This window comes from Labrys sp. ALF-8, from assembly GCF_059699065.1.
On the sequence record NZ_AP048537.1, the window covers coordinates 2,614,733 to 2,629,195 of the forward strand.

The 14,463-nt window shown below is 64.3% G+C and carries 13 protein-coding genes; 2 read left to right on the forward strand and 11 right to left on the reverse strand.

Features of this window, described 5'->3' with window-relative positions; translation table 11 throughout:
• The 9 genes from tssG to AC6H34_RS12095 all read right to left on the reverse strand — a co-directional run bounded on the left by tssG (position 1) and on the right by AC6H34_RS12095 (position 10,122).
• Positions 1-1,029: a type VI secretion system baseplate subunit TssG gene (gene tssG, locus AC6H34_RS12055; RefSeq protein ID WP_497538970.1), complete on the reverse strand. Its 1,029-nt coding sequence runs from the start codon at positions 1,027-1,029 to the stop codon at positions 1-3.
• Positions 1,026-2,993, reverse strand: coding sequence for a type VI secretion system baseplate subunit TssF (gene tssF, locus AC6H34_RS12060; protein ID WP_448149744.1), 1,968 nt, complete (start codon positions 2,991-2,993; stop codon positions 1,026-1,028). Before tssF ends, tssG begins: the two co-directional genes overlap by 4 nt.
• 4 nt (positions 2,994-2,997) lie before the next feature.
• Positions 2,998-3,552, reverse strand: a complete 555-nt coding sequence (gene tssE / locus AC6H34_RS12065; RefSeq protein WP_497538971.1) for a type VI secretion system baseplate subunit TssE — start codon at positions 3,550-3,552, stop codon at positions 2,998-3,000.
• A 102-nt stretch (positions 3,553-3,654) separates the two neighbouring features.
• Positions 3,655-4,143, reverse strand: a complete 489-nt coding sequence (locus AC6H34_RS12070) for an Hcp family type VI secretion system effector (protein WP_448149742.1) — start codon at positions 4,141-4,143, stop codon at positions 3,655-3,657.
• 117 nt (positions 4,144-4,260) lie between these two features.
• Positions 4,261-5,757, reverse strand: coding sequence for a type VI secretion system contractile sheath large subunit (gene tssC / locus AC6H34_RS12075; RefSeq protein ID WP_448149741.1), 1,497 nt, complete (start codon positions 5,755-5,757; stop codon positions 4,261-4,263).
• A 41-nt stretch (positions 5,758-5,798) separates the two neighbouring features.
• On the reverse strand, positions 5,799-6,317 hold the full coding sequence (gene tssB / locus AC6H34_RS12080; RefSeq protein ID WP_448149740.1) for a type VI secretion system contractile sheath small subunit: 519 nt from the start codon (positions 6,315-6,317) through the stop codon (positions 5,799-5,801).
• A gap of 802 nt (positions 6,318-7,119) precedes the next feature.
• On the reverse strand, positions 7,120-7,806 hold the full coding sequence (locus tag AC6H34_RS12085) for a response regulator (protein WP_448149739.1): 687 nt from the start codon (positions 7,804-7,806) through the stop codon (positions 7,120-7,122).
• A gap of 303 nt (positions 7,807-8,109) precedes the next feature.
• On the reverse strand, positions 8,110-8,292 hold the full coding sequence (locus AC6H34_RS12090) for a hypothetical protein (protein WP_448149738.1): 183 nt from the start codon (positions 8,290-8,292) through the stop codon (positions 8,110-8,112).
• 114 nt (positions 8,293-8,406) lie between these two features.
• Positions 8,407-10,122 (reverse strand): VanW family protein, encoded by a 1,716-nt coding sequence (locus AC6H34_RS12095; protein WP_497538972.1) that lies wholly within the window; start codon positions 10,120-10,122, stop codon positions 8,407-8,409.
• Between the two features lie 304 nt (positions 10,123-10,426).
• Between AC6H34_RS12095 and AC6H34_RS12100 the strand changes: the two genes are divergently transcribed.
• Positions 10,427-11,710: a multidrug effflux MFS transporter gene (locus AC6H34_RS12100; protein WP_497538973.1), complete on the forward strand. Its 1,284-nt coding sequence runs from the start codon at positions 10,427-10,429 to the stop codon at positions 11,708-11,710.
• A gap of 183 nt (positions 11,711-11,893) precedes the next feature.
• The gene (locus AC6H34_RS12105) at positions 11,894-12,850 is read left to right on the forward strand and encodes a tyrosine recombinase XerC (protein WP_497538974.1); all 957 of its coding nucleotides are present in this window, start codon (positions 11,894-11,896) and stop codon (positions 12,848-12,850) included.
• Between the two features lie 172 nt (positions 12,851-13,022).
• Here AC6H34_RS12105 and AC6H34_RS12110 read toward each other — a convergent pair whose 3' ends face one another.
• Positions 13,023-13,373, reverse strand: coding sequence for a RidA family protein (locus tag AC6H34_RS12110; protein ID WP_448149734.1), 351 nt, complete (start codon positions 13,371-13,373; stop codon positions 13,023-13,025).
• A 101-nt stretch (positions 13,374-13,474) separates the two neighbouring features.
• A complete protein-coding gene (locus AC6H34_RS12115; RefSeq protein ID WP_497539881.1) occupies positions 13,475-14,461 on the reverse strand; it encodes an NAD(P)H-dependent glycerol-3-phosphate dehydrogenase in 987 nt (328 codons plus the stop codon).
• Positions 14,462-14,463: the final 2 nt, after the last annotated feature.

Below are 14,463 nucleotides of genomic sequence, written 5' to 3' on the forward strand. Positions count from 1 at the left end.
CTACCCCCTGGAAGGTTTGCGGCGCGATGAATTACGGATTTCGGATGGATGGAAGTGGCAATCCCAGCGAACGCTGTCGGATGTGGCGTCGGGACCGCCCCGCTTGCCCATCCAGCAGGTCCAGCCCAGGCGGCCAAAACCGCCGAGCTGCACGGGCCTCGTCTTGCTTTCTCGCAAGCCGAATTCGACATCGTAGATGAAGCTGTCGCCCAGGTAGAAGCGCACCGCGTCCGCGAGCGGCTCGAAGTGGACGCCGTCGGGCAGGAATGTCTCCAGCTCGTTCAAGTCCCGGACTTCCAGCCTGATCCTGAACTTGTCCTTCAGGCTGTACGCGGACCGGCCGATGATGCTGTCGACGCCCAGCGCACAGCTGCCCGCCGCCAGGACCGCCTGCTCGCGCTGCTCGAGCCGAAGCCAGACGCCCACGAACTCCCGCACCTTCACGTCGACATTGAATAGCCAGCTGATCATGCCCTCCAGGCGGGAGGCGCTCTTGACGGCGGGCGCCATGAGGCCGGCGAGCGCCAGTTTGGAGAAGTCGTGCAGCTGGCCGCGCTCACGCATCGGCGGCGTCCCGATTCCGATCATGGCGCCGACATAGGTGAGGAACTGGTTCTCCGCCGGTCGGTCAGCCTGCACCACCGGTCGGGCATTCGCCCAGGCCCGAAAGAACAATTGCTGGAATCGGTTGTTGAAGATGTCCAGGAAACGCGCGAACGCCACGTCGCGCATATTGGCCCAGTGGGTCGCCTCGTACGTCGTGTGAAGCGGGAGCGCTCCCTGAGGCCCGAGCATGCCGAGGAAGCGGGTTTCGATCCCGACGGCACCGTTCTCCGAGGCGGAAACCCGGCTCACATTGGAATCGGGAAAGTCGATATGGGGCTGCTGGCCGAGACTCGCCACCGTCTCGGACGCCGAGCCGCTTTCGCCGATGCGCGGCTTGGCGGCGGCAAGATGCTCGAGGCGACGCAGCAGGTCGAGAAGGTCGTATGACCCCGGCTCGCGCGGAAATCGCTCGGCGGCGCTCATAGTGGATGCCGCCGGCCGAGTTGCGCCGGCCAACGCTTGATCTCGCCCCGTTCCGTCGAGCGGACGACGGTCTCGACGACCGTATTGAGGCCGACATATTCGGCGAAGAAACGGTCAAGGACGGCGCCCAGCATGAAGATGCCGCTGCCTTCGAAGTGCTTCTCGTCGAGGGTGACGGTGATTTCGAGACCCCGGACCACGCCCGCGCCGCTGCGCTGGCGGACGCGCCGGTTGATCGGCTTGCTGTCGACGGCGAGGATGCCCTGGATCCGCCGCTCGATGGCGGCGTTGCTGTTGTTGGCGAAGAGCGAGAGGATTTCACGGAGCGGCGCCGCCGAATCCTGCGTTCCGTAGCCGGTAAGGCCCAGATGGTTGAGGCTCAGCATGTTGATGAGCCGCCAGGCCGATGTTCCGCCCGCGGCGGAATGGTGCGTCCGCGCATCGGGATCGGTCACGATGGAGTCGCGCGGCAACGTCGGCCCGACGGCACATTCGACCTCCAGCGTGGTCCTGTCCTCGAGAATGAAGTCGGCGCCGCCCTGTCCGACGGGCAGATGCTCCGTGAGGTGGCGGTTCGAGCAGAGCGCCCGCAGGCTCAGCTCGGCGACATGGAGCTTGTCGTCCCTGTCGCGATGGTTGGTCAGCATGACGAACATGTCGCTGCCCACATACTGCGTCGGCTGGCCCGTGCGCCGTTCCTCCTGCGAGCGGCGGCGGGGTCTGCGCCGCACGGTATAGAACATCGTCTGGGTCTCGGAGACCCCGAGGGGCGGCGCGGCGTAGAGCGGAAAGACCTCGATCTTTTCACCGCTGCCCGTGAAGTGGGCATACATCTTGAGCAGCCGATGGGCCTCGAAATCGAGATGGCGCGAGCGGTCCGTGACAACGTGATACTCGTGCTCGTTGTCCCTTACCGGCACCCGGGCCAGCTGCATCTCGAACAGGTTGGATGCGGATGCCGCGTACAACGCGAAACTGTCGGCCCGCACCACGGACTGAAGCCGTGTATCGCCCTGGTCGAACGAGATGACGATATCCAGGCGATTGGTTCTGATGGCGGAGAGGATGGGACGCAGATCCGTGAGCTTGAACCCGAGAAACTTAGCCGGCAGTACGAAATATTCGCGGAGCAGGTCGAATCCCCTGAAGACGCGCCTCTCGGTCGGGAAGAGCGGCTGGTCGATGTCGAAGCCGATCTGGGCCAGACAGGTTTTCGGGAGAGGGATGATGACGGGATCGCCCGCCTCGTCGAGATAGCGGAAATAGATGCCGGTCGTGTTCGCGAACAGTTTTTCATAAAGGCGGACGGCGTCGCCCTCGTTGCCCACGATGTGAAACGGCAACTCGTCGGTGCGACAATTGGCAAACCACCAGTCGGCCTTTTGCGGCACCTGCGCGTCCGCCGGCTCCGCCTGCCGATCGGCTGCGGAGCGCCGCAGCAGCGACAGCCGCAGGCCGGATTGGCTGCCCGGGGCGGCTTCGATGCCGAGGCCCTGCAGTGCCGCCGCGCCGGCCAGGAATTCGGCCTGGCTGATCTCGAACGGCCATAGGGTGACGTCGGAGGCAAGGCGATACTTGCACGCAATCCGGCGTTCGCGCTCGACGAACCGCGCATCGGCGTAGGAGCCCGCGGGGATCTTCAGGCCATCCTTGAGGTTCGGATCGCCAAAGGGCGGCTCGATCCGAAGCAGGGCCGCCGATGGCACGGGGGCCAGATAGTCCGGCACGAGCTGGTCGAGCAGGTTGTTCGTGAACTCTGCATATTCGTGCTTGAGCTTGAGCTGCACGCGCGACGCGAGATAGGCGGTGCCTTCGAGCAGCCCGCCGATCATCGGGTCCGTGTTGTTCTCCAGCAGTCCTCCGAGACGCTCCGCGACGCCGGGAAACTCGGCCGCGAACTGCTTCGCGTCCTCTTTCAGAATACCGAGCTCGCGGTTGTAGAGTTCGAGGAATTCACGGTTCATGGCATCACAATCTGAAAACCCTGATCTTGCCGCTCTCCACCTCGACGTCCGCCACGAACTCTACCGGAATGTCGGTGGGCGTCGAATACATTTCGGCATTGATGTGAAAGCGCAACTGACCCGAGGCGCTATCGTCCAGGGGTTCGGCGGAGACGGCGATGGTGCCCGGTACCAGCCGGCACTCGTAGAGTTCGAGCCGCTGCCTGAGGAGGACCGCGACCCGCCGCGAGGCTTCCGGACTGGCGGTGATGGCGGTCAGGTCCGGAATCCCGAAATTCAGGATGGATCCGCCCACCTGCTCGAAATCGGAGATGTCCTCGATGGCGGCCAGCTCCACGGTGTTGAGGAGGGATGCCAGATCCTCTCCGAGTTCGGAGCGCAGCGCGGTTTCGCCCACGGCGGATCGCGGCGAGGTCCGCCGGCCCGCGAGGATGCGCTCGCCCGCCTCGTTCCGGTTGTCGATGGGCTTGGCGGCATCACGCATGCGAAACGCCTCCCGGAAGGCGTGCATGATGGGAGGCACGAAACGATCGCTCTTGGCGGGTCGGGACCGGTTCACTTCAACATTCCGCACTGGATCGGGGTGGACGCAAGACTTGTCCGGAGTGAAGCCGGACGGCACCTCCCGGGGGAGACCGCCCGGCCTGGCAGACGTCGGTGGTTAGGAGTCCTTGCCCGTGGCGACGTTGAACTTGAACTCGATCGACCCGCCATCCGCGGCGCCGCTCTTGTCCTGGGGCTGATACTCGTCGTTGATCTGCTCGAAGGTGATGGAGAAGCTCTCCATGGCCCCGCCGTCGGAGCCACCGCTTTTCTGGTAGCTCGTGATGAAGCAGTTGGTGAGAGTGATGGTGATGTAGGTGAGCTTGTCCTCGCCGGCCGCCTTGCGTGCGACGAGCTTCACGGTGTCGATGTGATTGCCGAAGGCGCAATATTTGAAGATGTTGGTGGAAGCCTTGTCGACGGCCTTGGTGCAGTGCAGGTCCTGCAGGACGGACTTGCCCTTGCCGCCGCCGGTGCCGCTGCCGAAGGTACTGGAGTTGGAGCCGCCGATGCTCCAGCTCAGGAGCTCCATATAGCCGTCGAGGCCGTCCTGCTGGGTCTCGCCTTCGATGCCGTCGATCTGAAGTAGTGCGTCTGATTGTGCCATTTTACTCTCCTGTGAATTGGCCGGAGGCCTTGTTTCCTGGTACGCGTGTGGGCTTCATTCGGGCATGCAGTATCGTTCGCTCGTTCGAGCGTTGATGCACTCCGAATATTTCGTGCTTTACTTCTGGCTGTTGGGCAGTCTCGAGACGAGACTGATGCCGATGTCCATCCCTTCGAGCTGGTAATGGGGGCGCAGATAGAACCTTGCGGCGTAGTAGCCGGGGTTCTCCTCGTCCGGGAACACTTCGACCTTGGCCGCTGCGAGGGGCTTCTTGGCCTTGATCGCCTCGGTCGAATTCTTCGGATCGCCGTCGACATAACGGTTGATCCAGGTCTGCAGCCATTTCTGGAGCTGGTCCTGCTCCATCGTGGCGCCGATCTTGTCGCGCACCATGCATTTGAGATAGTGCGCGAAGCGCGACACCGCGAACATGTAGGGCAGGCGGGAGGAGAGGTTCTCGGAGGCCGTCGCCTCGTCCGTGTCCATCTTCCTGGGCTTGTAGAGCGACTGGGCGCCGATGAATGCCGCCTTGTCGGTGTTCTTGCGGTGGATCAGCGGCAACAGGCCCGATTTCGAGATCTCGGCCTCGCGCCGGTCGCTGATCGCGATCTCGGTCGGACATTTGAGATCGATGCCGCCGTCGTCGGTCGGGAAAGTGTGCGTCGGCAGGTTGACGACTTCGCCGCCCGATTGCACGCCGCGAATGCGCACCGTCCAGCCATATTCCTTGAAGGCGCGGTTGACGTTGGCGGCCATCGCATAGGCCGCGTTCATCCAGGCATATTTCGCGCCGTGATGGCCGTCGGTATCCTCTTCGAAGGCGAACTCCTCGACCGGTTCCGATTTCGCGCCATAAGGCTGGCGGGCAAGGACGCGCGGCATGCAGAGGCCCACATAGCGCGAGTCCGGCTGGTCCCGGAGCGAGCGGAACGCGGCATAGTCCGGCGTGTCGAAGATCTTGCCGATGTCCCGGGGATTGGAAAGCTCGTTCCAGCTGTCCATGCCGAACAGGGCGGGATTCGCGGCGGCGAAGAAGGGAGCGTGTGCGGCGGCGGAGATCTTGCTGATGTCTCGCAGCAATTGCACGTCGGGCGGTGAGTGGTCGAAATAGTAGTCGCCCACGATGCAGCCATAGGGATCGCCGCCCAGCTGGCCGTATTCGGCTTCATAGAGCTTCTTGAATATCGGGCTCTGGTCCCACCGGGCGCCCGGATAGACCTTGAACTCGCGGTAGAGTTCTTCCTTCGACACGTTCATGAAGCGGATCTTCAAGGTCGTGTCGGTCTCGGAATTGAACACCAGGTAGTTGAGGCCGCGCCAGGCGCTCTCCAGCTTCTGGAATTCCGGGGTGTGAATGATCTCGTTGAGCTGGATCGAAAGCTGCTGGTCGAGCCTGGCGATCATGGAATCGATGGTATCGAGGACGTCTTCCTTGACCAGCGAGGTATCCTCGAGCGCCTGGCGGACCAGGGTCGTCACTGCGTTCTCGACTTCGGTGGCGGCGCTGTCGTTGCGCGGCTTGAAGCTTTTCCGCAGCAGGTTGGAAAAGGTGTCCAAATCACGGGTCGTCTCGGTCGCCGTGCCGGCTTGATTGGTGGCTGCTGTTTCGGCCATAGGGCTGAACTCCTGGCTGGGGCTGCTGGCGGACGGAGCTGTCAGTTCTCTTCGGGCTTGGCCTGCTCGCTATGCTCCTTGAGCAGCCGCATGAGCTCGGGATCCTTCAGCAACGCCTTGATCTGGTCTTCCGCTGCCACTTTGCCGTCCATGTAGCGCTGCAGATTGGCGAGCTGCTCACGCGCCTTCAGCAGTTTTGCGAGCGCGGGTACCTGGCGGACGACCTGGGCCGGATTGAAGTCGCTCATCCTCTCGAAGCTGAGCTTGACGGACATCTTCTCGTCGCCCTTGGCGTCGCCAAGCCGGTTGGTCGCCTTGAACGCGATGCCGGGCTTGATCGCCTTCATGCGGTCGTCGAAGTTGTCCATGTCGATGTCGAGATATTTGCGCTCGGCGATCGGCTGCTTCTCGACCTCGGAGGCATTGCCGGAGAGATCCGACATGACCCCCATCACGAACGGGATTTCGACAAGTTTTTCCGCGTTGTAGGGATCCTCATACTGAATTTGGACCCGCGGAGGGCGGTTACGCTTGATGAACTTCTGTCCGCTGTCAGCCATGACCTTCTGCCTTTCCCTTCGACGTTACAGTAGGAATTCCCGCTTATCGAAGACATTGCAGCGGAAAATCCTAACCGTCGCGCTTCAATTCAATTGAGGTTCGTGATCAAAGCCCGGTGGGCATGCATCAACTCCCTCGGTGACTTGTATCTTGCGTCAAACTTCTCATTCGGTAATCCCCTATTTGGGGGGCTGGCGGCTGGCGATCCTCTTGCTGTCGTCGAATGATCGAACGGCCGGACATTTCAATGAATCAATGATGGGTCGCGCCGCGGTAGTATTCAGAATGGAGGCCTGAGCAATCTCCGGATTACTCGACCCAAGTGATTCCGGCGTGACATGCTTGAAAGGAAATCGTCCTCCTGTGAGCGCCCCGCCTTACTCACATGGACCGATGCCGGACCCGGTGTGACCACGAGCCGGCTATACTTCGGAAAACCTGACCCCACGGCTGCCTCCCGCTCCGTGCTTAAAGAAGCAAGCGCCAATGACAGGGCCATTTAACAGGAGTATCCTCGCTTATCTCAGTATAGAAAGCAAGGTAGATTCCGGTCACCAAGATCAGCCTCAGGCACGCGCTCTTGAATAGACTCAGTATATGGGCAAGAGGTTCCCGCGCCGTCCGCTGACTACCGGAACACCTCTTTGCCAAGTCGGCCGGTTAATGTCCGGGGGAAACGCGGCACTAGAGAACTTCTTTTACCTGCTCAAGACCGAACGCGCGATCGACAAGATTTGTGGGAGCGAGCGATTGAGCCTGTAACAGGTCCGGTCGAATTCGTTCCGAGCCGAAGCGAAGTGCCTAGCGCGGCATATTGATGACGCCCAGGCTCGAAGCTTCGAAAACAGCCTCGGATCGAGAGTTTACTTCGAGTTTTTGGTATATATTCTTCACATAGGTTGCGACCGTACTGCGCCCTATCTTGAGGATGTCGCCTATCTCGACGAATGTGAAACCGCGCGCAAGGAGCTTCAGCACCTCCAGCTCGCGCTTCGAGAGAAGTTCGAGGCCCTTCTTGTCGGCGTCCTGCTCCTGCGGCTGGAATTCCTTGAGCAGCTGGCGTGCAATCACGGGGCTGATAGGCGAGCCGCCGCGGCGGACCTCCCTGATACTCTCCGCAAAGCTGTCGAAACGCTCGTCCTTCAGAAGGTATCCGCGAGCACCGGCCTTGATACTTCCCAGGACTTTATCCTGGTCGGCGAAGATGGTGATGACCATGATGTCGGCCGTGGGGCATCTTTGCGCGGCGTGCCGGATGAGGTTCACGCCGGAGCCGTCGGGGAGGCCGAGGTCACACAGCAGGACGTCGAAAGCGCAGCCGTCGATGAGGGCCTTCCCCCTCGCGGCGTTGGGTGCCGTCGCGACGACGGAAATGTCGGGAGCCGTCTCGAGCGCCGCCATGATGCGTTCGAGGGCAGTCGGGTCGTCTTCGACGATCGCAACGCGGATGATGGGCTGGTGCGTTTCTGTAGCGGTCGCGTCTGTCATGGTTGGGTGGTCCGCTCCGGCATGTTTCTCAGCAGGGAACCGGCCGACGAAGCCAGCCAGCGGCGCTCCGGCGTCGCCGCGCTTACCGATCATTGTCGGTCGTCGCAAATCCTATCCCATCTCGCTTTTTGCGTCGAGCATGGTGGGACTGTCGCTGACATGGCGGGTGGGAATTGCGCTCTGCGGGAAGCCGTTACCGCGGCCGCGAGGCGGGCAAGCCAGCACGCTCCCGGCTTCGGGGGCAAGTTCAGGTGGATTGCCAGGACGTTGTCGCCGGGCTCGGCCCGAGAAGGAATACCAGACTCAGTCGTCTTCGCTCGTGCTCAACGAGGTGCCCCACACGCCGCCGACGGCTGCGGCGAGAAGCACGACGCCGATACTTGGCGCCCGCTGGCTCCAGTCGTTGGAGATCAAGGTGAACAACACCCAGATGAAGGCTCCGGCCAGGGTCCAGAGCGCGACAGGTGGCAATTTCGGCATGTTCATACGTTCCCTCCATGCTGGGGAATGCAGAGATTGCCGACGGCTTATGAACGATGAAACTTAGATGACAGTTAGACTGGCGGGCTGATAGCCCTCCCCCGGGGTAGCGGGGTGCAGTTATGCCAGGACGGCCTTCAGGGCCGCACGCAGCGCTGCCGCATCGTCCTCCGGCACCAGGATAAGTCCTGGCCGGGGGACGAGGCCGCATGCGGGCGTTGCGATGACCGGGATGCCCGCGGCGAGGGCGGCCAGCAGGGAACGGGGCTGGTGCTCGACGAGGGCCGGCAGCACCACTGCGGCAATCTCGGCCGGCATTTCCCCATCGGGGAGCAGGCGTGCGGGCAGTGTGCCCCAGAAAGCGGGGCATTCGCGGGCATGGCCCTTGATTGCAAGGTCGATGTCGAGGTCCTGGATTGCCTCCCTCAGGGCATGGGCGCCTTTGCGACCTACGGCGGAAGCCGGGAACAGGATGGTTCGGCCGCCATGGGCGGCGCGGAGGGGCCTTGCCGTCGCCCACTCGAGCAGGGTCGTGCGGGGGTCGAGCCCGGCGATCGCCGTGTGGGGCGTGAACAGGCGATCGGCGGCGGCCAGCGCCTCCGTCTCGGCGGCGACGATGGCGTCCGAGGCGCGGAAATCCGCGAGCGTCGGGCTTTCGGGATGATGACGGACGGCGGCATCCAGCCTCTCCTGCAGAAGCTTGAGGGGCAGGCGCTCCATCATCACGTCGAAGCTGCGGCCCTGGAGCGCGCCCTCATGCCAGAGATGCGGCAGGAGATTCTGCGAGACCACCAGGTGGGTATGCTGGTGAGACAGCCGCGCCGCATAGGCGGCGGCAAGGCGGGCGTCGGCCGCCATCGCCTTCAACTGCAGGCTGCCGCCGGAGGCGCCCCGCAGATCGAACGAACGGCGCAGCGTCGCCACCGGCGCGCTCCTGTCGATGCCCGCCACGCCCGTGGGCCAGCCGTAGCGCTGCGAACCGGGCAGGCGGGCGGGCCGGTGAAGAGCGTCTTCCTTGGTCGCCATCGCCTTGAACAGGGAGGCGAATTCCGGCCAGCAGGCATCGACCAGCCAGGCGGTGGGACGGCCGCTGTGGAGGGAACGCTCGGGATCGTTGCGATGGCAATCCTGCCGGCCGCACCGGGTGCAGTCATGCGCCGTCGGCCTCGCCTGCGAGTCAGGCTCCCGCAGCGCCTGGGCAGTCTGGGCGACGAAGCCTCGGAAGGTGATCTCCAACTGGTCCCGGCTCATGCGCGCCTCGACGCGGAAGGCGTGGCGGCTGCGGACGCGGAAATCGACATAGTTCCAGAACACCGTCGCGTCGCGGCCGAGCTGGGCGCGGGAGCCGGGCACCACGCGGCTGTGCGCGTGACGTTCCACGATGTCGAAACCGGCCTCCAGCGCAGCCTCATAGAGCGCATTGGAGAGCTGGCACAGCCCTCCGCCGACGCTGGAGATGAGGCAGCCCTCTCGCAGTTCGCGGCCGGGCACGAAGCCGCGGGCGCGGCTTGCCCGGCCCACCTGCTTCCAGAAGCTGAGAATCGCTCCGGCCGGTACTTCGATGCCGTCCAGCCCCTTCAGGGCCTGTCGCAGATTGTGTACCTTGCCGGCCGTGAGCTGGCGGTCCCGGGTGCCGGTGAAATTGTTCCACAAGGGCGAGGAGACACGCGCCAGCACCGGCGCGCCGGCCAATCGTCCCGCCGGCTGGTGCCTGACGGCACGCTCGGCTGCGAAGGTCTCCCGGGCCAGGCTCAGGCCCCGGAGGACGATTGCCTTGGCCTCGAAGAGAAGGCTGTCGGTGCGGCTGGGTGCGCTGCGCTGGGGGATGGCAACCATGGCTGGGTCTCTTCTCGCTCCAAACTTGGAGAAGAGGTTAAGCAATGCCTGTCGCGAATTCTGTGCGGGGATGCACGGGGCCTGGGGCTGCTGCCCGGCCTGCGGATGTCGGCGGCCTCAGGAAGCGGGGCCGGGATGCCCGGGCTTGCGCGCCAATGAAATTTTTCAGCCATTCTTGCGTGAATTCACACCCGATGTGGCAAATAAATCACCTTTTGGTCACGATTCCCGTGTTAGTAAATCGATATCTGAGCGCCGCCCTATTGCCCCGCCAGTTTTTGATTTTCGCATTTCTGAGATTACCATGTCCCGTTCCCTCGCTGGTCCGGCCTCGGATCCTGCTTTGAAGCAGGGTCCTCAACCGTCTTTTGTCGAATTCGTCCTGGTGATTGCCCTGATGATGGGGCTGATCTCGTTGTCGATCGACAATCTGCTTCCCGCTTTCGAAGCCATCCGCTCCGATTTCGGCATACCAGACGCCAATCGCATGCAGCTCATCCTCACCGCCTACATGGGCGGCTTCGCCATCATGCAGATGGTGTGGGGACCCGTGTCGGATGCGATCGGCCGCCGCAAGGTGCTGATGCTCGGCCTCGTCATCTATACCGCCGGCACGCTGCTCGCCATTTTCGCGCACAGCTTCGAAACGCTGCTCGCCGCCCGTGCCATCCAAGGCCTCGGCGGCGCGGCGGCGCGCGTGCTCTCCGTCGCCATCATCCGCGACCGCTACACCGGCCGCGACATGGCGCGCGTGATGTCGCTGACCATGATGATCTTCATTGTCGTGCCGGTTGTCGCCCCGGCCACGGGGAGCGCCTTCCTGATACTGGGAAGCTGGCGCTTCATCTTCATGAGCATGCTCGCCCTGGTGCTGGTGGTGGTGTTCTGGTTCGGCCTGCGCATGCCGGAGACGCTGCATCCCGAATATCGCAGGCGCCTTTCGTTCTCGGGTGTCGCCTCAGGCATCCGTCGCGTTGCCACCACGCCGGCCTCGATCGCCAATACGCTGGCGATGGGGCTCGCCATGGGCTGCCTGATGACCTATCTCGGCCAGGCCCAGCAGATCTTCGAGACGGACATCTACGGTCTCGGGCCCTATTTCCCGCTGGCCTTCGCCCTGATCGCCATCTGCATGGGCACCGCCTCCTTCGCCAATTCGCGGCTGGTGAAGCGGCTCGGCATGGTCGCGTTGTCGCGTTTCGGCATGGTCGGCTTCTGGCTGATGGCGCTGGTGCTGCTGGGCCTCGCCATGATCTACAACGGCCGTCCGCCGCTGCTCTACTTCGGCCTGGCCATGGGCGTCGCTCATTTCCTGCTCAGCCTGACCATGCCGAACTTCAACACCCTGGCCATGGAGCCGGTGGGCGACATCGCCGGTACCGCCTCCTCCTTCATCGGCTGCGTCACCACGCTGATGGGCGCGCTGCTGGGGGCCCTGATCGGCGAGGCCTATGACGGCACCATCGTTCCGCTCGCCTGCGGTTATCTCGGCCTGTCGAGCCTGTGCATCCTCGTGCTGGTGTGGTCGAGCCGCAAGATGGCGTCCTCCGTTCCCGGTGGCGACGCGGTAATGGTGGCGGGAGAATAGGATTTACGACGAAACGACTTGCGGCGGCGCGCTCCCGGGAGCGCGCCGTTTGCATTTCAGGCCGCAGTAGGCCCAGGCAGGGCGGCCGGGGCGATGCGGACACGGGATACCGCCGATGCCGCGTTCGCGCTGGGGCTTCCTGCTGGCAACCACTCCCTCATCTTTTCGCGCCACAATAGCGGTATGAACGCTTCGCCTCCCATTCTCGTCGCCGCGTCCGACCTGGCAGCCGCCAAGGGACGTTGGCTCGCTTATCTCGCCGTCGAGCGACGCATGAGTCCCAAGACGGTAGAGGCCTATGACCGCGACGTCACAGGATTCCTGCGCTTTCTGACCGGGCATTTCGGCGAGCCGCCCGGCCTCGACGACATCGAGGGACTTGCCCCCCGCGACGTGCGCGCCTTCCTCGCCGCCCGCCGCGCGGATGGGCTGAAGCCCCGGTCGCTGATGCGGGCGTTGGCCGCCACCCGCGCCTTTGCCCGCTTCCTGGAACGCGAGGGCCATGGCGCCAGCGCGGCGTTGACGGCGGTGCGCGGGCCCAAGCTGCCCCAGAGCCTGCCGAAGCCTCTCTCACCCGAAGCGGCGCGCAAGGTCGCAGCCGCCGCCACCCGCGCCGGCGAGGCACGCGAGCCCTGGATACTTGCCCGCGATGCTGCCGTGCTGGCGTTGTGCTACGGCGGCGGGCTGCGTATTTCCGAGGCGCTCGGCCTGACGCGCAAGGACGCGCCGGCGAGCGGTCGCGACAGCATCACCGTCGTTGGCAAGGGCCGGAAGATGCGTTCGGTGCCCGTGATAGCGCCTGTCGTGCAGGCGGTGGAGGACTATCTCAAGCTCGTGCCGTACAAGCTGGATCCGGACGGCCCGCTCTTCGTCGGCGCCCGTGGCGGGCCGCTCTCGCCGCGCATCATACAGTTGGCGATGCAGCACCTGCGCGGTGTCCTCGGCCTGCCCGACAGCGCCACGCCGCATGCGCTGCGTCATTCCTTCGCCACGCATCTCCTGGGGCGCGGCGGCGACTTGCGTTCGATCCAGGAACTGCTCGGCCATGCCAGCCTTTCGACCACGCAGATCTACACCAAGGTCGATGCGAGCGAACTGATGCGCGTCTACCAGGCGGCGCATCCGAGGGCGCGGGGGTGACCCGATCATGCGCGGGCCTCTTCCCAGGCAGCACCGGCATCCTGCCGGCTCCTGAACCGCTGCGGCAAAGAAAAGGCGCGACCCTGCAAGATCGCGCCCTTCCTGCATTGTGATGGCTCCATGGGGCCAGCCGGATGCCGGCGGTCCCAGGGAATGCGTCCCGCGCTTCCGGCTACAGCGCCGCTTCCATCATGATTTCCACATCGAGCCCCGGGCCTGCCAGCTTGGCTTCCACGGTGGCGCGGGCGGGGGCCTGGCCGTGCACGACCCAGGCATCCCAGGCTTCGTTCATCTGGGCCCAGGTGCCGATGTCAGTAAGCCAGATATTGGCCTTGATCACCTTGGTCTTGTCGCTGCCGGCTTCCTTCAGTGTCTCGTCGATCTGGGCGAGGATATCCTGCGTCTGTTCCTTCACAGACTTGCCGACGGCGGTTTCGGCGACATAGCCGGAGAGGTAGATCTTGTCGCCGTGGATCACCGCGTCGCTCATACGGTTGCCGGCACCGATACGTTTCAGGGTCATGGGAGGCTCCTGGAATAGAGGGGGCGACACTTATGCCAGCCTGGTTGCCATGCACAAGCCGGTATGCGTCCTCCTTCTCCCGCAACGGGGGAGGAACGCCGTCACTCTGCCTTCAGCGGGCGCGAAAGCAGGCGTTCGATGGCCTTGTCGATGCTGGCCCTGCCCGCCACCAGGTCAGCCACCGCGGCGGCGACCGGCATCTCCACGCCCTTTGCGCTGGCCATGCTGGAGAGAATCGGTGCCGTCCACACGCCTTCGGCGAGGCCGACGTCGCGGATGGCGGTCTCGACATCGATGCCTTTCCCGAGTTCCTCTCCGAAGCGGCGGTTGCGCGAGCGTGAGGACGTACCGGTGAGGATGAGGTCTCCCAGGCCCGACAGGCCTGCTAGGGTCTCCGCACGCGCGCCGAAAGCAAGGCCGAATCGGGTCAACTCGGCGAAGCTCCGGGCGAGCAGTGCCGCGACCGTGCTCTCTCCGAAGCCGCGCCCTGCGGCGACGCCTGCGGCAATGGCCAATACGTTCTTGGCCGCACCACCGATCTCGACGCCGCGCAGGTCTGTCGAATGATAGAGCCGGAAGGCGGGCGAACCGATTGTCCTGGCCAGGCGTCCGCCCAATGCGGGGTCGGCGCAGGCAAGGGTGAGCGCGGTCGGATACGCCTTGGCGATGTCGGCGGCGAATCCGGGGCCGGAGAGCACGGCGGGACGGGCGGCCGGCAGCGTCTCGCGGGCGATGTCGGAAACGAAATCACCGCTGGCACGCTCGATGCCCTTGGCTGCGAGGATCACCGGCGTGCCCTTCGCGACGAGCGGGGCGAGCCCGGTGCAGACCTCGCGCAACGCCTGGGTCGGAACGGCGACGATCAGGACTTCGCTGCCAGCGGCTTCGGGGAGGTCGGCGGTGGCGTGTATGGCTTCGGGCAGGACGAGGCCGGGCAGTTTGCTCGACTCGCGCGTCGCGTCCATGGCGGCCATGACGGCGGTGTCCCGGCCCCAGACGCGGACATTGCGGCCAGCGCGCGCGGCGGCGCATGCCAGCGCGGTGCCGAACGCTCCCGCGCCGATGACGCCGACCGTCTTTCCCGCGATGC

Coding starts and splice junctions, on each gene's coding strand:
- tssG (WP_497538970.1), bottom strand. CDS start 1,029: ATGAGCGCCGCCGAGCGATTTCCGCGCGAGCCGGGGTCATACGACCTT.
- tssF (WP_448149744.1), bottom strand. CDS start 2,993: ATGAACCGTGAATTCCTCGAACTCTACAACCGCGAGCTCGGTATTCTG.
- AC6H34_RS12070 (WP_448149742.1), bottom strand. CDS start 4,143: ATGGCACAATCAGACGCACTACTTCAGATCGACGGCATCGAAGGCGAG.
- tssC (WP_448149741.1), bottom strand. CDS start 5,757: ATGGCCGAAACAGCAGCCACCAATCAAGCCGGCACGGCGACCGAGACG.
- tssB (WP_448149740.1), bottom strand. CDS start 6,317: ATGGCTGACAGCGGACAGAAGTTCATCAAGCGTAACCGCCCTCCGCGG.
- AC6H34_RS12085 (WP_448149739.1), bottom strand. CDS start 7,806: ATGACAGACGCGACCGCTACAGAAACGCACCAGCCCATCATCCGCGTT.
- AC6H34_RS12090 (WP_448149738.1), bottom strand. CDS start 8,292: ATGAACATGCCGAAATTGCCACCTGTCGCGCTCTGGACCCTGGCCGGA.
- AC6H34_RS12095 (WP_497538972.1), bottom strand. CDS start 10,122: ATGGTTGCCATCCCCCAGCGCAGCGCACCCAGCCGCACCGACAGCCTT.
- AC6H34_RS12100 (WP_497538973.1), top strand. CDS start 10,427: ATGTCCCGTTCCCTCGCTGGTCCGGCCTCGGATCCTGCTTTGAAGCAG.
- AC6H34_RS12105 (WP_497538974.1), top strand. CDS start 11,894: ATGAACGCTTCGCCTCCCATTCTCGTCGCCGCGTCCGACCTGGCAGCC.
- AC6H34_RS12110 (WP_448149734.1), bottom strand. CDS start 13,373: ATGACCCTGAAACGTATCGGTGCCGGCAACCGTATGAGCGACGCGGTG.